The sequence below is a fragment of the Ruegeria sp. CDSA193 genome (assembly GCF_059611885.1).
In genome coordinates, this window is record NZ_JBXWPN010000003.1 from 336,003 (window position 1) to 356,006 (window position 20,004).

A 20,004-nucleotide genomic window follows, 5' to 3' on the forward strand; every position below is an offset into this window, starting at 1 on the left:
CGGCATATAAATTAATTATAGGGACCCAGAGGATGCCCACAGGACATATCATGATGGCAATGAGCCTAGACGGTTTTGTCGCAAGGCCAGATCACAGGCTGGACTGGTTGGAAAAGCAACCCACTGCAGACGAAGATCACGGGTTTGCCGCGTTTCAGGGTAGCGTCGACGTGATCGTGATGGGGTCCGGATCGTACCGGACAGTTCTGGGATTCGGGGAGTGGCCTTACAAGAAACCAGTGGTGGTTCTCAGTCGCTCAATGAAAACCTCAGGCATTCCAGATGAGCTGCGCGAAAGAGTTGAAGTTTCAGACAAAACACCCACCGATTTGATGGAGGACTTTGGCGCGCGTGGTTACAATCGAGTTTATGTGGATGGCGGTGCAATCATCCAATCCTTCCTCAAAGCCGGGCTGATTGAGGACATGCGGATTACCTTGGTTCCCATTCTGATTGGTGAAGGCATTCGGATCTTTGGTGAAACAGAAGGTGACGTTGATCTGGAGTTGGTTTCGGTCAGCAGCTTTTCCTCCGGTCTGGTAGATCTCGATTACAGACTGAAAACCAGGTGACGAAAGCTTCTCCACCAGGGCGACCGTCAAAGGCTGCACAGCGCCTTTCGAAGCAAGTGATCCTGCAGGCCGCATTGCCGATCGCCCAAAGCAAAGGCGTTGATGCGCTATCGTTTCGCATACTTGCCGATCAGCTTGACGTCACTCCGATGGCCGTGACCTATCACGCAGGTAGCAAGAAGCAACTATTGTCCGATCTGGTGGAACTTGCCTTTGCGGGCGTCTTGGATGGAGTGAATGGTGGCAACCCGGTCAAACGCGCCCGCTGCATTATGGCGACTTACTATGGTTGCGCTTTGAAGAACGCCAATCTACTCCGTGCAATCCTAGGCGATGTAACGCTCATGAGCGCGGACCTCATGAACGTGGCCGAGGAATTAAAGGTCAGCACGGACCAACTCGAAAACAGCGATGGCGGTGATGTTCTTGTTCACGTGCTGATCGACTATGCACATGGGTTTGTGCTCTCAGCCTCGAGCGGAGAAGACAATCCCCTGACAATAAACGATTTTCTGCGTGGGGTTGACTGGATTCTTGCGCAAGCGGCGGGTGACTTCGCGGCGACGTGATATGAAAACATGCCCATCAGAGGGTGTCCTCAAGCAATGAGCAGTTTGCGTCATTCAATTCTGACCCTAACGTCAAGTATTTCTGCCCCAAAGCTACTAACTTTCATCGAAGCTGAGGCTTATGTCTCAAATGAGTTCGGTTTGCCAAAGGATTGACACTTGGCGGTTGGCTGCTTTCGTGATCTCGATGTTTTCGGTTCGAGGAAGGTGCGTTATCGCCAACCACGGCTTAAATGTTTCATACAATGCCTCAGGCACCTAGCCTCACCGATGTATCCTCTATGGTGTTGCCTTCCGCCATTCGGCAGAAAGCTTGTCGCCAACCTTGAGCCAGTTCTTTCATCTGAGACAACACCTCGGCATCTTCTGGCAGAATGCGACGAGTCAACCTTGCACGTGTGACGGCCAATACAGACCAATTTGGATTTAACCTTTCAACCAAGGTGATCCGATCACCGGCGCCAACTTCGCCAGGTTCGAGCACACGATAGTACCATCCGGTTCGGCCCGTCTTCTGAAACTGGTAAGGCATTTCCTTGCGCCCCGTATGTAGCCCGAGTTTCCAGCACGGTTGCCGCCCCTGACTGATTTGAACAACCGCCGTACCCAGAGACAGGATGTCGCCAATGCAGAGGTTTTCCTCGGTCAGCCCCGTTGTTGAAATGTTCTCACCGAGCGCCGCTGGCAGTGTGCCGGGTGCCATTAGGCCCTCTGCTTGCCAAGCCGAATAGTGATCAAAAGCATAATGATGGATGGCTTTGTCTTCGCCTCCATGCTGGGTCAAATCTGCCTGTGCATCCTCGGAAAATCCGAGCGAAGTAATCAACTGCCGCCCGTCCACCCTGTCTTTTTGAATGGCCGATGGCGGTTTGCCTTCCCAACAATCTTTGACCGCTCCGACAAATATGCCGTCGATGTTCGCCGATAAATCAAAATGGTTCATCTGGCTTCCTCATGCTCGATACAGATCTTGTCTTTTTCACCGACGTCCAATGATACACCCAACAGTTTGCAGAAACCGTTTTCCGTCGTGGCATCATGGTATGTGCAGGATTTGCATTGGCCGAATGACCGACCTCCATTTGCGGCCAAAGCCAGACTGAGGCTTTGCATCAACCCCTGCTCAAGCATGGCTTGGTTTTCTACGGGCATATCTCCAATTGCCTGTGCAACAGGGTTCGGCTGACGTACAATTTTGACCCCCTCCTTGGTCAGGTCATAAGAGATCGACCGTTGATCAAGCTCTTTGCGTTGCTCTTCTACATAGCCCTTGCGCGCCAAAGCCTTGAGCGTTTGTGACATCGTTCCACGGGTTGTTCCGATATACTCTGCAACTTGCGACGGCGAGCGCGAAAACATGTTCGCCTGTGCGAGGTATTCCAGCGCCATCCTCTGAGTCGGGTTCAAATCTCCCGCCCATCCTTCGGAAGCATCAATACGGGCCAAACGGTTGATTAGCGTGCGTATGCGGTGGTCTGTGTTCATAACACTTTTAGTAGCGAGTCGAAATTATAGTTGCAATGCATTTCTCACTATAGTAGCGACTCGATATTATTTGATTGGAGACACTCATGAAACTCTCAATGCTCACTTCCACTCTGGTCTTGTTCATCGGCAGCACAGCTCTTGCTGATGGGAACCATGCCATCCATCAAGATGGCGCCATCATATCTTCGGCAGACGCCAGTAAAGTCGCGGACTTTGACATTCTGGCAGCGCATGCGCATCGCAATGGAAACACGGTCACTTTTCACATGACAACGAATGGAGCGGCTGGCGCCTCGGTTCCGGTGGCAACCGGAGAGGTCGGTGGATCAGACGTCTGGTCATATGTCTGGCCGACTTCTTTGGACCCTTCGGCCGTTGGGTTCGAAGGCGGCACAGGCATCCTTGCAATGGCCGCAACCAGTCATCCAGATTTTGATGACACACCGCTTTTTGACGAGAACGGCGACGGAGATCCGGCGAATGACGGTATCGAATGGCACAGCCACTGGGTTGTGTTGACCCCGACCGAAGCGTGCGGGCCCGACGCGCTTGCCGTACGGGACATCCCCGAAGGTTCCACGCCGAAGCTACCTGCAACATGGCCTGGGTTCCCGATCTTTCTGGACAGCCCAGGGTTTACACCGCTGTTTGATGGGCCCGAAATTGTGGTGAACGCAGGCTTTGCCAGCGACGTAGAACTGGATGGTGTCGCTTACGATGGTGTCACTTCTGCATTGCGAGTGAACGCTAACATCCATGCGCCCTTGCTGTGCGTCACAGATGTTTTCGACGTCGCATCCGGCGACCTGAGCCTGCCGGGGAAGCTTCACTGACATTCGACCACGCAGCCGCCGAACCCAAGGCGGCTGCGTGTTATTGAGGGCAATGAAAATGCAAACACCAGAACTAGACGTTTCGGAATGGTTTAATACAGACACACCCCTAACATTAGGCGGTCTAAGGGGACGGATTGTTGTTATTGAGGCATTTCAAATGTTGTGCCCGGGATGCGTCCTGCATGGTATTCCCTTGGCGCAATCGATTCAGAAGACGTTTCCTGAAGAAAAGGTAGCCGTGATTGGCTTGCACACTGTGTTCGAGCATCACGACGCCATGACACCGGTGTCTCTGAAAGCCTTCCTGCATGAATATCGCATCACCTTCCCTGTCGGCGTGGACAGGCAGGGGGTGAGCCCATCCTGTCCCTTGCGCTTTCTCACAGCCAACTTGCAGTGGGAGAAATAGTCATTCATGCGGCGAGCAGCTATACTGGCACTGGTTTTTCATAAGCACCCGGACTTTCCTGCCTTTCGGTTGGAAGGCAAAAAGTGTGCTCGACCACGGTTTTCCGTTGGAGCTCTTAAGGTGAAAATTCTGTGATCTAATAACCCAATAATTGGGTGAGTTTTTTCCGATCAACTTTGGACCTGTGCCGTTTGTCCATAGGCATTTTTTTCACATGGGTCACATTGGCAACACCGAATTCCTGCGCCAGGCTATTCCAGTTTGAAAGCTGATCCGCGTCGCCTTCAATGCATAAAATCGGACGCCCATCGAAGCTCATGAGCGCGCTGTTCGCCACGCTCGGCCATTGCCGGGCAGCTACTTCGATTGCAAAAGGAAAGGTTTGACCAGCCGGGGTTGTCACTTCGCTCCCCAGTCTGCCCCACAGCCACAAACGCCCCTGATCATCTAACCGACCCGCGTCGCCGGTTCGATGCCAAATCGTAGTGCCGTCTTTGATTTTGTTTTCCTTGGAGTGTGCGAGATCAAGATAGCCATCATTTACATGATCGCCCGCCACCTGAACTTCATCTTCCTGAATTCGGAGTTTGATTTTCGAAACCGGATGCCCAACAAGAAGCCCCTTGCCCGCCGCCATTTCAAGTTGATCAACTTCGGTGATTTCCCGCGCATCAAGATGCGCAATCGGTTCAGCTTCAGTCGACCCATAGACACAGACCACGTCCAGATCGGAATTGGCGAGAAGCCTTTCAATCAGGTCAGGGAATACCGGACCGCCGCCGGTGAAGACTGTGTGCAGCCGGCCCGTATCTTTACGCTGTGCAAGTTTTTCGCACAACGACGGAGGTATCAAAAGACGGGTCACTTGCTGCTTCGATATCCAGCCCGCAAACTGTTCGGAGGATAGTCGATCCAGATTACTCATTCTCCAATTCGGCAGAACTGTCGTGCGCCCAGCCGCCAGGTTGATCAGGGTGAACACCGGGAACGCTACCAGATCCCGTTCAACTGCATCACTGTCCAGAAGCGGCGCAATGGCATCATGTTGTGCCATCAGAAACGCGTGGCTGCGGGGGATGGCCTTGGCCTGACCTGTAGTGCCGGATGTAAAGGAAATGAGCGCCGTGTCACCGTCTCGAACGGGCGCGACGCTCAGATCACCCCGGGCGGTGCCTGGTAGCAAAAGGCGCAGCCTCAAGAGTTCCGGCACAACAAACCTGAGCAACGCAAAATAACCCGACGCGCAAAAAGCCTTGGGCCGGGTCGTTCTCGCTGCATGACGCAGCCCCGCGAGTCCCATCGCGGGTTCAGGCAAAACCACCGTTGCGCCCAACGACCACAAGGCCGCAAGACTAGCGTAGAGATCAGCGTTGACCGGCATCGCCAGAAGAACGCGGTCGCCACGCCCAATCCCCTTACGTCTCCACTTTCTGGCTATTTGCTGCGCGCGTATCTGCACATCACGAAAGGTGACTTCGCGACCGCTGCCTTCAACAATGGCCGTCCGGTCCGGGTGTCTATCAACCGCTACGGCAAATTGATCCAACAAGTTAGTCATCCAGGCGCAGTCCTAACAGGTTGTACCGTCGAAATACGGTGGCCCCTTCAACAACACTGCGATCCGCGGATTGGTTGTCATCATGGATCAGCGCGTGGATAGCGGAATCAAAGCCTAGCTTCAGAGCAGACTTGTGGAAATGACTGGCCAAATGGCGACCCGCACCACGCTCAAGGCTTGCATAAGTTTTCAGGATCGCGGCTGTTGGGTTTGAGCCTTCAGCATAGTTCGGAATACCAAACAGAAAGCCCGCTAATGAGCTGTCGGGACGGCGGGCAAAAAAGATAAGCTCGCGCTTCAACATCGGAACGACAGGCATATACATTGCAAGAAAATCGCGCTCAGAAATAGGTTTATAGAAAGCGTTTCGAGAAAAAGCCTCGACAGATAGTTGATACACCTGCCGGAACAACTCCTCAGGGTTGGTTCCGTCCCAGGGTTCTACGTCGAACCCATCAACTGCAGCTAGAGACGAATTGGCCGTTTGCGCCAATGATACGCGCGCCGAGAAATACTTGCTGATGGCGGCAAATCCTGCCGCCCTAAACACATCGGGCTCATGTGACTTGTGCGTCGGCTCCATTAAAAAGGGTGCTGATCCGTCACTGTCCGATACAAACCGATAGCTGTGCCATGTATCACCGGACATAGGTCCAATTATCCGATCAACCCCGGCGTACCGGACCCGTCCAATAGCCGTTTGTAGTACCTCCAGACCGGCCTCTGGGGTCTCGCACGAGAAGTCGCCTATTGTTGCAGCTGGGGCACCATCCCAATCAGGGCCCTGCAGATAAACAGATAGTTTGGCGCCTTTGGTCTGAATGTTTTCTTTCGTCATGATACAACTCCGGCAACAATCCCGCCGTCAATAGACCCTGCTATGGACCAGATGTAATAGGCAAGCGGAGGTAACAGCGCCAAAAGCGTGAGCCTCGAAACGCGATTCTTTTGGAGCCAATGCGGAAGCACCAAGGGCACAATCGCCATAAATGCGAGTGATACAAGTGAGAACGCGGTCAAAGGCTCGGCCCAGTTTGATTGGTCAGAATTCAGGGAAACCGCCCAGGTACGGATTAGAAACAGAACAGCGGCAGCAAGCGGTATCGCAATAGGAATGGCACGCAGCGCCACAGCTGTGAGCCCCATGGCCAACCCCATTGCACTCATTCCAAAAAAGGATATTGCATCCCATCCCGTTGCATTTCCCGCTGCAAGCCAGCCGAACCCTATTAGCCCCAAGGCGGCTACGATGTCCAAATCGGGGAACTTACTGTCACAAGGAGAAGCAGTACGCGCCCAGCCGTGTGCCGCGAGAACCATGATCGGCAGTACTGTATTTTGCAGTTTCGCGGTCGCCAGCAGCAGAAAAACCGCAACAACATACACACGGGTCGTATGTTTGGTCAGGCCCAGCTTGGTTCCCACCACCCCAAAACTGGCAAGTGCGGCAAAGAACAAAATGGCCAGCAAAGCCAGCTCTGCCAAGGAGCTGTAGTAGTGAACTTTCAAAAAAATCAGCAAGCCAAGCGGCAGGAACAAGTTGTCAAACCCCCGCCAGCTTTGTGCCTCGACCAATGTGCCAAAGGCCGCAACCATAAGGCACAGCATCATGATGTTGGACGGTGGGAGTTTCGACGAAAACAAGAAGCAGATGATCGCAACCAATAGCGTTACGACAAAAAACACCACTGACCCTTCTAGGCTTTTTTCGCCATCTTCGACCACATAGCGTTTGGTCCCGTACGTGGTCCCGGCAAGCGCGGCTGCGGCATCAGCCAGTGTTAAAACGGCGATCGGAAGCACGTAATACAGGGTGTTTTCCCCGGCCAGCAACAAGCAAAGCCCAACGGATAGCGCCAACAGGAAATCGCCGTATGACGTGCGCTCGACGCTGTGTAGGGTTGCGCCCAGACCTTGTGAGAACCGGGGCAGGCGCAAGATCAGCATGACGATCAGCGTTACCCCGATTAGCATGTATATTGGCCAGCGTTCCGGAAAAATCCACGGCAGAACCAGTGTAAAGAGTCCGGTTCCAACATGCATCAGTTTACGTTGCACTTCTGCGCTCAAGCCGACCTTTTGCGCCAGCCATCGGACAACGGCCATCAATCCCAACAGGACCGCAACAGACGCCAAGGCCAGTAAAATCTGGGCCTGGATGCTCACGAAAGCACCTCTTCCACGACGAAATCCGAGTAGAAAAACGCCATGTCGCGTGACTTCAGTCGATCCTCAGTCGTGCGATGTGTTTCAACTACGCTCCTGTATCGCGCAGGCACGCGGCGCGGTGCCATCATATTCCAATACACGAGACGTGCCTTGGGCGCGGCAGCTGACAGGATCGAGCCATAGACTTGCTCGAATACATCGGGCGACATGTATTCGAAAATGTCAGACAGGTTGAACCCGTCGGCTTTTTCACCGGTCGAGACAAAAGCCTCTAATGATCCCGGACGGATATCGAGACGATCCAGGCGGGTGCGGATCGTATCAAAATGCTCGGGCCGCCATGCCATCGGCAACGCGTCTCCATGCGTGCCTTTCAGAATCCAGTGCAAATAGGGATTCTGTGACGGGTCGGTATCAACGCCCGCGTGGCGAATGCGACGAGCCACATGCTGGGCGGGGCTGCCCTCTACGTGATCGAAAAACGCCTTATCGCGGCCCATGCGCCCCATCACAAAGCGGGAAAAGAACACATTCAACAACAGCCGCCATCTGAAGGTGTCAAAGCGCGTATCGAAAAAAACCTCGCGCGCCTCAGGTGACCGGGGCGTAAAAACGTCATCAATCGTACGTCGTGAATGCACAAACGGCAAAAGCCGGGTGCGGAAGATGCGAAAATACCGCTCGAACTTGCCAACCCCGCCTGCCCCGTAACGTTCCACGTCAGGGACAAAACCACTCCAGAAGGTTCGGGTTTCAGGGTCGGTATCCTGCAAAGCTCGCTCCAGCAGGGCTGCTCTCCTCTTGCTGGGCTGCGATCCCGTCAGCTCCAGAAACTCGGGATGTGTCAGGGTCTGGAAAGCGCCAATTCGTAGCTTTAGGCAGGCGATTTGTGCTGGCGACAAATCGACAACCACAACTTTCGCTGGATCGAGTATCAACATAGCCAGCGCATTATCCCCGGCCGAGCAGATGGATACCAGCGTTCCCCCCGCACAATCGCCCAGCGCGTCGGTCAAAACGTCGGCATCTTCCCACAGCTGTGCATAGCGGATGTGATCAAAATCAGCCTTGCCTTCGATTTCACTATGCCCCATCGCACCGTTCCACCTTGCCACTAGCCCCGTCGACCGACAGGGTTTCGCCATCCTTGATCCAATGAGTGGCCCCTTTCAGACCGACCACACATGGGATTCCCAACTCTCGCGCCACTATTGCGGAATGCGACAAAAGTGACCCCCGTTCCACAACAATGGCCGAAGCGTTCGAAAATACGGCGATCCAGCCCGGATCGGTGTGACGCGCCACGAGGATGTCACCAGGTTGCAGCGCCTCAGTCCGCGGGTCACGTATCACACGGGCCTTTGCAATAACTTGTCCAGCTGAACAGCCGGTACCGGATTTTATCCGCTCCGGATCACTGTCTACCTCTTCTATTTCCGCCCAAATCGGAGCAATGGCGGGACCTCGAATTTCTATACGTTCTGGCGGATCCGGACGCTGGGACGCAGCGGATTCTTCGCGCTGACGCTGCGCGACTATGGTTTTCAGATCAGGCGATAGGCTGAACCCTTCGACGGCTCCCAAGACTTCATACGTCGTCAGATGAAATACGTCGCGGGGTTCCGCAAGCAGCCCCCTTGCCGAAAACTCTCGACCAATTCCCAGAAAAACACGTCTGGCATGGCCAAAAATACGGGTGCGTTCAAAGCGCAGGTTTTCACGGTCACGTACGCGGCCCTTGGCCCAGCCTACGAACCATTTGGATAGGTAGCGTTTCAGCGGATTGCCGGGAAACAGGGTTTTCCAATCCGGCTCGGTGCCGATGTGTCGCTTACCCTCGGGACGGGCGGCACTGGCTGCGACGGCCATCAACAGGCTGGTGGGATCATCGCGCAGCGGAATGCTCTCCAGCTTCAACTCCTCAGTGCATCGATCCCCGAATTTATCGAGATAAGATCTAACCTCGGCTTCGATCTCAGGGTAAGGAGCAAGGGTTTCCAACCGGCATTCCGCGCCTAGCTGATCAGCAATCCCGACCTCGCGGACCAAGCCGGCCATGCGGGCAATACGCTGCGCCGGTTCGGCTGAGACGATATCACCCTGACCAATCATGACGTCGTTATGCAGCAACAGCCCGTCTTCACCCAACCACTTGAGCAGCAAGTTGCGCGATGCCCCAAACGCGATCATGCAAAGGAAATCATTGATAAGCGGCGCATCCCAGCGATCTAGAAGAGTGCTTTCGATCTGACGATACTCGGCGGCCAGTTCGGTCGCATTCGCAGCTTCTATGTCCAGACCACGGTCCAGAACATCGTTCAGCCTGACATAGAATTTACGCCGCGTGCGCGGCAAACGCACGGCCTGCCAGATCAGACTGCCCGCTACCGTCGCTAGTTTGGCGTATTCCAGTATCTTGCGCACACCTCTGGCAGGAGCAGGTCCAATGCCATCTGTAATCTCGCGGGGCATGGGTTCGGACACACCCATCATCGTTTCCATGTAATCGCGATTCAGCGAGAACCCCGGCAGCAACGCCAGCGCCCGATACCAGTTGACCAGATTGTAGTAGACACGCCCATCAATACGCCCAAGAAAATTGTCGAATATGGCTGAGTTCTGCGCGACGGTTTTATTCGAAACGCCCAGAAGCCGCACAAAAGCGCGATAAACCCGTGAGTAGACGTGCAGTGCAAAAGAATAGGTCAGTGGACTGACCATGCCCGGATAGCTTTCGACGATGTTCGAATTGTCAAAAATGGTAAGTACATCATCCGGCACCGCCACTGGTCGCAGCTCGGTCGTAATTGGCCGAGCCTGAAGAATGTGCAGCCCATCCGCATCGAACGCCCATTCGATGTCTTGCGGGACGCCAAAAGCCTCTTCCGCTTTGCGCGCCAGCATCGCAACCTGCAGTACCTGATCCGGTGTCAAAACCTGAGGCGTGGTTTGTGCGCACTCGGGCTGTTTGGCTTGATCAATAATCCAATCCTCACCATCGACTTCACCTGCTACCAGCGCATCGCCTAAACCTTTGATGGCAGACACGACAACGGTGTTTCGCTGCCCGGTCACTGGATCGGCCGAAAAAGCAACACCCGCGGTCGTCGCATCAATCATGCGCTGTACGATTATCGCGGGCGCTTCTGCCTCGCCCCCGGATTTGACCGAGCGATAAGTGGCGATTGTATCCGCAAACCCCGATTGCCAAACCTGTTTTGCCGCCTGTATGACCTTGCTACCGGTGACATTCAAAACCGTATCAAACTGACCTGCATGGCTGTGTTCGACACCATCTTCGGCCCGACCGGAACTACGCACTGCATAATACCCCGGACCCAACGCATCCAATGCAGCGGCAAGCGCCTTACTCAACCCACGTGCTGAGACAGGCCCTGTCTTACCTGCACGGAATGCGGCATCGGTGATAACAAAAAACGCAGGTGGATTGAATCCGCGACGAGCGAGTTTTGATAGCGCAGCGGCTTTTCCTCCGACCACTGTTGGGTCAGTCGCAGCGGATTGATTGATGATAAGGGTCATCTAAAGCCTCCGATCAGGAACGGCAGAAAGCCCGCAGTGGCATAGCAGAAAAATACCCATAGTCCCGCGATTGCGTCCATCCTGTCCTGTGCCTTGGGTGTTGGAGCTTTCGCATAGCTGCGTGCCGCAAGACCACAAGGCACGAAAGCAGCGGCCCCGACCAATACGGTTAACCAACCAGCTCCAGACGCAAACCCCGTGCCAACCAGAAACACGAATGACAGCACAACGCAGCACAGCCAAATGATAGCGGCGCGGCGATACCCCCAAAGACCGGAATAGGTGTCCACCCCGACAATTTCGTTTTCGGGCGACCATAGCTTGCGACCGATCTCAAGAACGCAGCCATTCACGAAAGACAACGCCAGAAATAACCACAGCTTTGATGCGGCCCCTCCGGCCGGAAGCCATTCGATGCTGGTCAGCAGCAAGTCGATCAGCGGCATGATCGCCATATGACTGACGAGATAAAGAACTGGGCGCGCCTTTAACCAGGTTGGCACCCCGAACTCGGCCGTCATTGCCGCCAGCCATACCCAAACCAAAAAAAGGCACCACAGAACCGGGAGGTACCAAAACCATGCAGCGGCGGCGGCCATGGGTAGAGTCAGCAAGCCAAGGACAAGCACCTCAGCCGGGGACACCAGCCCTCGGGGTATCGGTCGCTCGGGCCGGTAGCGGCGGTCGTCCTCGGCATCCTTGAATTCGTCGCAAACGCGCATCTGGAAAAACAGCGCCATCGCCAGTACGAACCCCACCACAAAGGCAGACCACTCGGGCAATGGTCGATCAGCGAGCCGGGCCGATACGCAGATACTTGCTGCTGAAAACACCAGCAAAAGCGGTACAGTTTTCTTCAGTGGGAAGCGTTCGGATTGATATATCCACAGTCGAGCCAGCAGAGTCATCTTTGGCGGGCCAAACTTTCATGGGCTCGCGTGAAATGCCCCGCAGCGATTGCAGCGACAATCGATATTTCTCCGCACAGGCATATGGCGGCAGCCACTTCGGCCAGCGCCGTGCCGTGGCCGGCGCCTTTCAATCCCAGAATGTTCAGTGCCGCAGTCTGGCTGGGCAAACCGGTACCACCGCCCACGGAGCCGACAAGGATGTTCGGGAGCGTCACCGAGCAGAAAAGATCATCCCCTCTGGGCTCCATCCGCGTCACCCCCATCGCGCTTTCAGCGACACAGGCCGCGTCCTGCCCAGTTGCTATGTAAAAGGCAGCAAGCCCATTGGCATAATGGGCCTGAGCTCCAAGCTGACCCGACAGATGTGACCCAAGATTGGCGACCCGACCATAAGCCAGCATGGCATCCACGGTGGTGCCAAGCGTCTTTTCCACGACGTCCGCGGGCAAGGTAACCGACGCGCTAACCTTTCGGCCACGACCCGTTACCAATCCAAGCGCCGAGGCTTTTTTGTCGCCTGAAAAATTTCCCTCAATATACCAGTTCTCAATTGGAACTGGACAGTCTTTGGTGATGGTGCAGCACAGCGCATCCGTTGCAATGGTTACCATGTTCTGACCGGCCGCATCACCTGTGGTGTAGCGGCAAATCAGAAAGACGATATTTGTGTCTATGAAAGGCTCCAGCGAGACAAGTTTACCATGCCCGGTTGTGGCATCAGCCGCCGCCTGGAGTTCATCGACATTGCTGACCACCCAATCCACGAACTGACCGGCCTGCAAAAGGCTTTCGAACACAAAGGCCGGCGTGCGCAAAACACCTTCATACAAAACAGCTGTGCTGACCCCACCAGACCGACCAGCTGCAAAGGCCCCCCGCGCATAAGAGGCAACAAGCGCGGCCTCAGTCGTCGCCAGAGGCACATAAAAATCCCCGTTGGCGTTCATACCGTTCAAGCGCAAAGGCCCAACGATGCCAACTGGCACTTTCACAGTTCCAATGAAGTTTTCAATATTGGCGCTGTAGGTTTCAGATGCCTCGACTGTTGCAGGATCCGCAATCAATGCCTGATCTGCGCCGCTTGCCTTGGGCTTTAGATGATCCCAGAACCGCGCAACAGTCTTACGGTCAGCCTTGCGAGAGGGGCGTAAAGGTGAAAACACTTCGTCGCTTGGGGCCATCTGCTGTGGCGTGCGTTCAACATCATATCGCATTTTGATGCGCCGCAGCATCTCCCGCACATGAAATGGAATGATCAAATGGCAGCTCCAATAAACGCTGTGCAAACGGCTGCAGATTGAATTCTGCGCCGGCTGCACCCTAACAAGAAAGTATGCGATTTCCAGCGAATACATCCAGTTGGAGATTGTGAGTGATCCTACCTTTTTGAGTTGCTCGGCCCCAGACACAGGCCCGGCATTTGCTTATCGGTCTTTGGAGACGGGGATATTGACAGGTTGTGTCACGCTCATGATCACGCCCTCACTAGACAGGATGTCTGGTTGACGCGGGCGTCGCGATACCCTCGACCGTGGGCTTCGACGCCGCTCGCCAATAGCCGTAGCCCATGATCCCGGCACCGGCGAATGCGTTGCCCAAGGTGACATACGTCAAATTGTGGGCGGCTCCAGCCAGAGTGATGCTGTCGGGATGATCTGAGAGCAACGCCAGTGAAAACACGGTCATGTTCGCAACGCTGTGTTCAAACCCGGCGGCGATAAATGCATACAGGCACCAGAAGATGACGATGCATTTGGTAACATCGTCTTTTGCGCGCGCCGAACACCACAAGGCGAGACAAACCAGCCAATTGCACAGGATCGCTTTGGCGAACAGCTCCAACTCGGTGCCGTGCATCTTCTTGGTGGCCACCTTGTAAAGCAAAGCGTCTTCTCCTGCTCCCAGGATAAGCCCACCGCCGCCTGCGACGAACAGAAATGCCAGCAATATGGCCCCGATCAGGTTTCCTGCCCAACTAACGAACCAGCACCGCAGCACGTCCGACCACGCAGTACTTTTGGCAAGCAATCCGTGCGTCATGTACATGGTGTGGCCCGTGAACAACTCGGCCCCGGCAAAGACCACAAGTGTCAGGGCGATACCGAAGCTAGCCCCCATGACAATGGGACGGATGGATGGATCCGCGCCCTGCCCCACGGAAAAGATCAGCAGGATGCCCGCCCCAACAAACGCGCCTGCCTTTACTGCGAGGATCAGAAAGGCGATTGGATCTACTCGCAGGTTGACGCTTTTCTTTTGCGCCAGTTCTGCAAACCCAATGACTGTGTCAGCATAGGTCATTTCGTATTACACTCCACAGCTTGCGCAGCTGGTCGCGTTCGACCTTTGGCCGTTTGGAATTCCAAACAGGATCGGGATAGCCCAGAGACAGGCCAAGCCAGCAGCGAGGTAGAGAAAGGCCATGCCCAGATCCTTCTGAGCCGAGACCAGGTAGGAGTTGCAGATCCTGACAGGTGCATGCGTGTACAGAAATCCCAACACGCCCAGCATCGACAGCGCGTTCGCCTTCAAAAACCCCTTCAGGACCGGACCCAGCCGTGGCCAGGACACCCTTAGAGGAACGCCCAACATCAGTGGCAAGCTTAGGTATTTGACCGTTTCACCTGTTGGAGTCAGCGCCCAATCAACGTTTCTTGGCAACATCCAGAACAGAAAGACAGTCAAAGCCACAAGCAGCAATGGAACCGCCCATTCTTGCCGAACCTGCCTGTTCCAGGCCAACAAAACCCCGGCCAAAACCAGCAATGGCATCTGCACCAAGACATGCTGGATCGGGCTTTCAATGACCGCATAACGAAGTGCGACAGCTTCGGCCGCCGCGAGGAAGGCAAGACCAAGCAACTTCATGAGTTGCGCTCCTCCAAATGGTTTAGAACAGCGTCGATCGCATCGGTATCAAACACCGCCGAAAATCTGCCGTCGCTGTCAATCACATGGATCGCGGCATTGTGCTGAAACCCGCCCCACTCATCCGGGATGACGGTCACGTCAAACAGCTTCAACAATGCCGGTAAATCTTCTGACTTCGGCCGCGCGACGGTCCACATTTTGCCGTCCGCTTCATGAACCTCTCCGTAAGTCGCCATTTGCTCTGGTGTATCCCGCTCAGGATCGAAGCTGACCGAGATCATCCGGACGGGCACTTCACGCAGCTCCAGTTGATCCCGGATCTCGGCAAAATCCGCTGCAGCAATCTGACAGATGTCGCCACAGACAGTGTAGATGAACTCGACCAGAACCACCTCTTTCCCTTGCGGTGACAGAGGCAGCAACTGACCTGACATATCTTCCAGTTGCAGGGCTGGAGCTGGACGTGGAGCGCGTTCCACATCCAGTCTCCGCGCGGCTTCGCTAGTGAATGCCTGCACTCCGTCAGTGGCATGCCAGAGTGTTCCCAAGCCTATGCTTGCGACAAGAACCGAGGGAAGAGCGCGGACCATCATCAGCCGTTGCTCCGCCCAAGACGCAGCACAAAGCGCAGAACAAAGAGCAACGTTCCCAACACAACAAGCCCGCTGAACAAAGTGCCAATGCGGTCATGGGTCAGCCATTCTTCGTAGTGCACCGCCCAACGGCGGGGAATCGAAGCCGCGCCAGAGAACAGAAACACTGTCACAAACCCAGCAGCACCCGCGAGGTAGGTCACAAAGGCGGCACGGTCCAGCCCGCTCATCTGGGCGATGGTTTTGCCACGGACCAACCAGGCCATGAAACCAAAAGCCATCGCCACTTCACCCAGCAATAGATAGGTGTGGAAATGCCCGGGGACCCACATAGTGTTGTGCATCACCTTGTTCACGCTGATCATTCCATCGATCGACGCGGGGATTGAGCCAACCGCCCAGCCTGCCACGGACAGAACCAGCAGCGAGGACGTCAGATCCCAGGTCATTTTTGAGCCGCGCACGTAGAGGAATGTGGAAAACGCCGTGACCGCGATGAGGGGAATGCCGCTGAAGTAAGAAACCAATTGCCCGACCACCAGCATCCAGGGTGGCATGACAACATCTTGCAGCAGATGGTGCCAGTAAACAGCCATCACGAATATCAGTACGGCATTCCAGGCTATCGCAAACAGTCGGTTCGATTTCCAAGGCTTGCCGGTGTATTCCGGCAGGATTTCATAAACCGCAGTCACTGCCATATAGATCGAGGCATTGATGAAAACGTGGCCAAAGAAATAGATCAGGTTCTTGGCCAGCAGCGCATTTACTTCAAATCCTGGGACCAGCAGGTGGACAAAGCTCGCCACCAATACGGCAGCACCAAGGATGATCCCGGTCGAATTGAAAATAGTCACCGCCGCCGCCGCGACGATGGTTGGCGGCGGAGGATTTTTGTCCTCGCGCCCAAGGATCAAGTTCCAGCCCAGTGCCCGGACAAGGCTACCATAGCGTGCATGAATCTGACGACCGAGTTCCAGATAATACAGCAGAAAGCCAACGCCGATCGAAACATATCCAAGCATGAACGCAGCAGCCGCACCCGCTTCCCACGCTCCGCCGGACATCGCGGGCAACGGAAACAGGAATGTCCATGCGCCGCCATATCCGCCGATGAAGATCGAGCCTAGGATCAGGACAACACCCAACAGGAACAGGGCAAGGAAAGCCCAGAAAATTGCAGCTGTCAGGACAATGTGACGTCCGCAAAAATACCACATGATCGCGGCGCCAGACAGCGCCGCTGTACCGACCATTCCGGCACCATGGGCCGTCAGGAGCTGATAGAACAATGCAGGATCCACTTCGATCCATTGACCCTGCGCGGCGCGCATGATCAGGCCAAAGACCATCATCAAGGCAAAAACCACGCCTGAAAGGATCATCGTGAGCTTGACCGCTCCGGTTTGAGGTTCAGCGGCGATTGATTTCCCCGCAAAAGGTTCAGATGCAGTGCTCATTCAGTCCTCCACCGCGACGACTTCGAATTCGTTGACCATGTCCTGATGTGCCACTCCGCAGAACTCCATGCACAGGATCTGGTAGGAGCCCGGATCATCGAACGTATACGTGACTTTGGTTGTGTAGCCCGGGATCACCTGGACCTGCGTCAGAAGGCGAAGGTCTGAGGTGTAAATGCCCAATCCGTGGGTAACGTCTTCGGTCGTGGCGCTAAAGTTTATGGGTATTCCAGCGGGGATCTCGACGGTGTCGATATCCCACCACCACTGCCCGCTGGTGATAGAGACGGTCAAGGCGTCGTCTGTGCTGGCTACGGCATGCGGCCACGGTCGCAATGTGCCAACCGCAACAATTACGCCGACAATCGTCATTGCCCAGATCAAGCCCGAACGTTTCGAGTTGGCCTTGGGTCCGGGTTCCGGCCCATCAGAAGCCCGCACGGCCAACCAGAAGACAAGTGACAGCACTGCCATCAGGATCAGCGAGATCAATAACACAACGGGCTGCATGAGCCATCTCCTATATTAGGTATTATAAATACCCATTATAAAGGTAAGAAAAAGATGTCAATAAAATAGGCATTTTCAAAGCCTATTTTTTATGGGAAGAATAACTATGCAAATTACCAAGTTCTCCGACTATGCCCTGCGCATCCTGATCCATCTTGCCACCCATGAAGAAGGGTTGATGTCGACGCGTGAGATCGCGGCTATGCAAAACTTGCCCTTTAATCACCTGGCCAAGATCTCGCAGTGGCTTACACACGAGGGCTATGTAGAATCCATGCGTGGGCGCAACGGCGGCATGCGTATGGCCCTACCTCCCAATGCGATATCGATTGGCGGCCTACTACGAAAATCCGAACGCGGCACACCTTTGGTGGAATGCATGAAGGAAGACGGCGGCTGTTGTGTAATGACGCCCGCTTGTGGATTGTTGCCAATTCTGAACGAAGCTCAGGAGGCGTTTTTTGCTGCCTTGGACACCAAGACTTTACAGGACGTATTGGAAGGGAACCGTGGCATGAAAAACCTGATCCGAGCGTTGGAAGTCAGTCATGCGCTGGCATCAAGCGATTAATACGCAAACTGTAGTCCTATAATAATTTGATTGTTACTTGGCCGCGCCAGGCACAGCCTTTACAATCGCCTGTCCGTCCCATGCCTCGAAAGCCACGGAAAGGTGCCATGCCTTGAACCCGATGTAGCCGACCAGAAGGGCCAGTATCATCAGATACATTGCCTTTCGGAATCGTGGATTTTCTTCAACTTGGTGCATCTTCTGCATTCCACAGTAGATACAACGTGAGCATTCGAATCTGGGCGTCGCTCAGACGTCCTTCCCACGCAGGCATTACACCTTGCCGACCGTGATAAATGCTATGGTAAATCTCATCCCGGTCGCCTCCATAGATCCAGCGTTCATCACCTAGATCGGGCGCGCCGATTTCATAGCCCCCGCGCCCGTCACCGCCATGACAGGCCGCGCAGTTTTCTTCGAAGATCAACCTACCGGCGCCAGCCGCCGTCGCATCATGCTGCTTTCCAGAGAGGGCCAAGACAAATTCTGTAACCTCTTCAACCTGCTGCTTTTCGATCATGCCTTCTGCGCCAAACGCCAGCATCTGTGCAATCCGTGTATCGTCATGCTGCGCATTGATCCCATAGCGTATGGTCGCCTCAACCTCTTCCGGTGCGCCTGACCACAGCCAATGTCCGTCTACCAGATCGGGAAAACCAGGCTGCCCTTTCAGATCATTCCGGTGACAAGCGGCACAATTGTCAGCGTAAAGCTTGGAAATCGACGCGCTATACCTTGCCTCCAGTGTTGGGTCTGCGGCCAGTTCTTCGAGATCCTGTGACGCAAAAGGCGCAAATGTCATTTCACGATCAGCATTCGCTTGCTGAAGTTCTGCAACAACCTCTGATCGGGATGAATACCCCAACAGCCCTTTTGCATAGTCGCGCGCACCTGGGAAGGATGGGTAGAACACCCAAAACAGTGCTGCGATGATGATACTGATCCACAAAGCCCATCGGGCCGCCCAGGGAACAGGTGTGTCCAACTCTTTGATACCGTCCCACTCGTGGCCGGTCAGATCAGTACCGGAAATCGGATCCTTTTCCTTTAGCGCCACGGCTGATCCTCCTGATGGTCCAGCGGAGATTGCGCAGCGTCATCGTAGACTTTTCGCCGTGAGGGCCAGTAGGTCCAGACAACTGCGGCAAGAAAGACGACCAGCAGGTAGATTGCACCCCAGGTCTTGGAGAAAACGAGAACCGTATCATGTGTCATCGTTGAACCTCCTCAAGGTTTAACGAATCCAGATCGGCCAATGTGCCAAGAACCTGCAGATAGGCCACAAGGGCATCCATTTCCGTCAACTCACTCGGGTGCCCGTCGTAATCCCTGACCTGAACGTTTTCACCGTAACTTTCTTGCAGTTCACCTTCATAATATTGCTCGGCATCTGCTTGCCATGCAGCATCCTTTTCCGCATTTTCGATCTGAGCATCTGTGTAAGGCACCCCGGCGCGGCTAAGGGCTCTTAAAGAGGCGGGCAGGTGGCCTGTTTCCAGCCGCGCGTCAGACAAAAACGCATAACCAGGCATGATCGAGCCTTCCACCAGCTCTCGTGGCGCTTCCAGATGCGCCACATGCCATGCGTCAGAGTATTTACCGCCAACTCGCGCCAAGTCCGGCCCTGTACGTTTCGAGCCCCATTGGAACGGGTGGTCATACATGCTTTCGGCGGCCAGGCTGTAGTGCCCATAGCGTTCGATGTCCGACCGTAGGGTGCGGATCATTTGACTGTGGCAGGCATAGCAGCCCTCGCGCACATAAATATCGCGCCCTGCCAGTTCCAGCGGAGTATAGGGCCGCATACCGTCGACTTCTTCCACCGTGTTTTCGATGGTGAACAAAGGGGCGATTTCAACAATGCCACCGATTGATGCAACCAGCAGGATGGCCATGGCAAAGCCAAGTGAGTGGCGTTCGAGCTTTTGGTGTTGTGTACTCATG

At 54.8% G+C, this 20,004-nt stretch carries 23 protein-coding genes; 5 read left to right on the forward strand and 18 right to left on the reverse strand.

The genetic code is table 11. The features are described 5' to 3' along the window. Positions 1-53: 53 nt before the first annotated feature. Positions 54-572, forward strand: a complete 519-nt coding sequence (locus tag AC2FLG_RS07090; protein ID WP_496705600.1) for a dihydrofolate reductase family protein — start codon at positions 54-56, stop codon at positions 570-572. Further along, positions 569-1,141, forward strand: a complete 573-nt coding sequence (locus AC2FLG_RS07095; RefSeq protein ID WP_496705602.1) for a TetR/AcrR family transcriptional regulator — start codon at positions 569-571, stop codon at positions 1,139-1,141. Before AC2FLG_RS07090 ends, AC2FLG_RS07095 begins: the two co-directional genes overlap by 4 nt. A gap of 250 nt (positions 1,142-1,391) precedes the next feature. Here the strand turns inward: AC2FLG_RS07095 and AC2FLG_RS07100 are convergent, their stop codons facing one another. After that, the gene (locus AC2FLG_RS07100) at positions 1,392-2,084 is read right to left on the reverse strand and encodes an MOSC domain-containing protein (RefSeq protein WP_496705603.1); all 693 of its coding nucleotides are present in this window, start codon (positions 2,082-2,084) and stop codon (positions 1,392-1,394) included. Then, positions 2,081-2,626 (reverse strand): MarR family winged helix-turn-helix transcriptional regulator, encoded by a 546-nt coding sequence (locus AC2FLG_RS07105; RefSeq protein WP_496702346.1) that lies wholly within the window; start codon positions 2,624-2,626, stop codon positions 2,081-2,083. Before AC2FLG_RS07105 ends, AC2FLG_RS07100 begins: the two co-directional genes overlap by 4 nt. 86 nt (positions 2,627-2,712) lie before the next feature. Between AC2FLG_RS07105 and AC2FLG_RS07110 the strand changes: the two genes are divergently transcribed. Beyond that, positions 2,713-3,462 (forward strand): hypothetical protein, encoded by a 750-nt coding sequence (locus tag AC2FLG_RS07110; protein ID WP_496705604.1) that lies wholly within the window; start codon positions 2,713-2,715, stop codon positions 3,460-3,462. Positions 3,463-3,520: 58 nt separating this feature from the next. Further along, positions 3,521-3,874, forward strand: a complete 354-nt coding sequence (locus AC2FLG_RS07115) for a thioredoxin domain-containing protein (RefSeq protein ID WP_496705606.1) — start codon at positions 3,521-3,523, stop codon at positions 3,872-3,874. A 136-nt stretch (positions 3,875-4,010) separates the two neighbouring features. Here AC2FLG_RS07115 and AC2FLG_RS07120 read toward each other — a convergent pair whose 3' ends face one another. The 12 genes from AC2FLG_RS07120 to AC2FLG_RS07175 all read right to left on the reverse strand — a co-directional run bounded on the left by AC2FLG_RS07120 (position 4,011) and on the right by AC2FLG_RS07175 (position 17,489). Next, positions 4,011-5,432, reverse strand: a complete 1,422-nt coding sequence (locus AC2FLG_RS07120) for an AMP-binding protein (RefSeq protein WP_496705608.1) — start codon at positions 5,430-5,432, stop codon at positions 4,011-4,013. Continuing rightward, on the reverse strand, positions 5,425-6,270 hold the full coding sequence (locus AC2FLG_RS07125; protein ID WP_496705609.1) for a hypothetical protein: 846 nt from the start codon (positions 6,268-6,270) through the stop codon (positions 5,425-5,427). The genes AC2FLG_RS07120 and AC2FLG_RS07125 overlap by 8 nt, the downstream gene beginning before the upstream one ends. After that, positions 6,267-7,598 (reverse strand): hypothetical protein, encoded by a 1,332-nt coding sequence (locus AC2FLG_RS07130; protein ID WP_496705611.1) that lies wholly within the window; start codon positions 7,596-7,598, stop codon positions 6,267-6,269. The genes AC2FLG_RS07125 and AC2FLG_RS07130 overlap by 4 nt, the downstream gene beginning before the upstream one ends. After that, a complete protein-coding gene (locus tag AC2FLG_RS07135) occupies positions 7,595-8,695 on the reverse strand; it encodes a BtaA family protein (protein ID WP_496702354.1) in 1,101 nt (366 codons plus the stop codon). Before AC2FLG_RS07135 ends, AC2FLG_RS07130 begins: the two co-directional genes overlap by 4 nt. After that, complete coding sequence (locus tag AC2FLG_RS07140) at positions 8,685-11,144, reverse strand: PEP/pyruvate-binding domain-containing protein (RefSeq protein WP_496705613.1); 2,460 nt, start codon at positions 11,142-11,144, stop codon at positions 8,685-8,687. The genes AC2FLG_RS07135 and AC2FLG_RS07140 overlap by 11 nt, the downstream gene beginning before the upstream one ends. Continuing rightward, complete coding sequence (locus tag AC2FLG_RS07145; protein ID WP_496705615.1) at positions 11,141-12,052, reverse strand: UbiA family prenyltransferase; 912 nt, start codon at positions 12,050-12,052, stop codon at positions 11,141-11,143. The genes AC2FLG_RS07140 and AC2FLG_RS07145 overlap by 4 nt, the downstream gene beginning before the upstream one ends. After that, the gene (locus tag AC2FLG_RS07150; protein ID WP_496705617.1) at positions 12,049-13,269 is read right to left on the reverse strand and encodes a hydroxymethylglutaryl-CoA reductase; all 1,221 of its coding nucleotides are present in this window, start codon (positions 13,267-13,269) and stop codon (positions 12,049-12,051) included. Before AC2FLG_RS07150 ends, AC2FLG_RS07145 begins: the two co-directional genes overlap by 4 nt. Positions 13,270-13,540: 271 nt before the next feature. After that, complete coding sequence (locus AC2FLG_RS07155) at positions 13,541-14,356, reverse strand: formate/nitrite transporter family protein (protein WP_496705619.1); 816 nt, start codon at positions 14,354-14,356, stop codon at positions 13,541-13,543. Between the two features lie 6 nt (positions 14,357-14,362). Further along, a complete protein-coding gene (locus AC2FLG_RS07160; RefSeq protein ID WP_496705621.1) occupies positions 14,363-14,923 on the reverse strand; it encodes a hypothetical protein in 561 nt (186 codons plus the stop codon). Further along, positions 14,920-15,519: an SCO family protein gene (locus tag AC2FLG_RS07165; protein WP_496705623.1), complete on the reverse strand. Its 600-nt coding sequence runs from the start codon at positions 15,517-15,519 to the stop codon at positions 14,920-14,922. The genes AC2FLG_RS07160 and AC2FLG_RS07165 overlap by 4 nt, the downstream gene beginning before the upstream one ends. Beyond that, positions 15,519-16,979: a cbb3-type cytochrome c oxidase subunit I gene (locus AC2FLG_RS07170; RefSeq protein ID WP_496705625.1), complete on the reverse strand. Its 1,461-nt coding sequence runs from the start codon at positions 16,977-16,979 to the stop codon at positions 15,519-15,521. Before AC2FLG_RS07170 ends, AC2FLG_RS07165 begins: the two co-directional genes overlap by 1 nt. Further along, positions 16,980-17,489, reverse strand: coding sequence for a cupredoxin domain-containing protein (locus AC2FLG_RS07175; protein WP_496692028.1), 510 nt, complete (start codon positions 17,487-17,489; stop codon positions 16,980-16,982). A 106-nt stretch (positions 17,490-17,595) separates the two neighbouring features. Between AC2FLG_RS07175 and AC2FLG_RS07180 the strand changes: the two genes are divergently transcribed. Beyond that, a complete protein-coding gene (locus tag AC2FLG_RS07180) occupies positions 17,596-18,060 on the forward strand; it encodes an RrF2 family transcriptional regulator (RefSeq protein WP_281973916.1) in 465 nt (154 codons plus the stop codon). A gap of 33 nt (positions 18,061-18,093) precedes the next feature. Here AC2FLG_RS07180 and AC2FLG_RS07185 read toward each other — a convergent pair whose 3' ends face one another. The 4 genes from AC2FLG_RS07185 to ccoO are packed head-to-tail and all read right to left on the reverse strand — an operon-like array spanning position 18,094 to position 20,003. Then, a complete protein-coding gene (locus tag AC2FLG_RS07185; protein ID WP_496692027.1) occupies positions 18,094-18,219 on the reverse strand; it encodes a hypothetical protein in 126 nt (41 codons plus the stop codon). Positions 18,220-18,244: 25 nt separating this feature from the next. Then, on the reverse strand, positions 18,245-19,117 hold the full coding sequence (ccoP, locus tag AC2FLG_RS07190) for a cytochrome-c oxidase, cbb3-type subunit III (RefSeq protein ID WP_496692026.1): 873 nt from the start codon (positions 19,115-19,117) through the stop codon (positions 18,245-18,247). After that, positions 19,108-19,275: a cbb3-type cytochrome c oxidase subunit 3 gene (locus AC2FLG_RS07195; RefSeq protein ID WP_281973918.1), complete on the reverse strand. Its 168-nt coding sequence runs from the start codon at positions 19,273-19,275 to the stop codon at positions 19,108-19,110. The genes ccoP and AC2FLG_RS07195 overlap by 10 nt, the downstream gene beginning before the upstream one ends. Next, positions 19,272-20,003 carry a cytochrome-c oxidase, cbb3-type subunit II gene (gene ccoO, locus AC2FLG_RS07200; RefSeq protein ID WP_271949886.1) on the reverse strand — a complete coding sequence of 244 codons (732 nt, stop codon included), beginning with the start codon at positions 20,001-20,003 and terminating at the stop codon, positions 19,272-19,274. The genes AC2FLG_RS07195 and ccoO overlap by 4 nt, the downstream gene beginning before the upstream one ends. Between the last annotated feature and the right edge of the window lies 1 nt (position 20,004).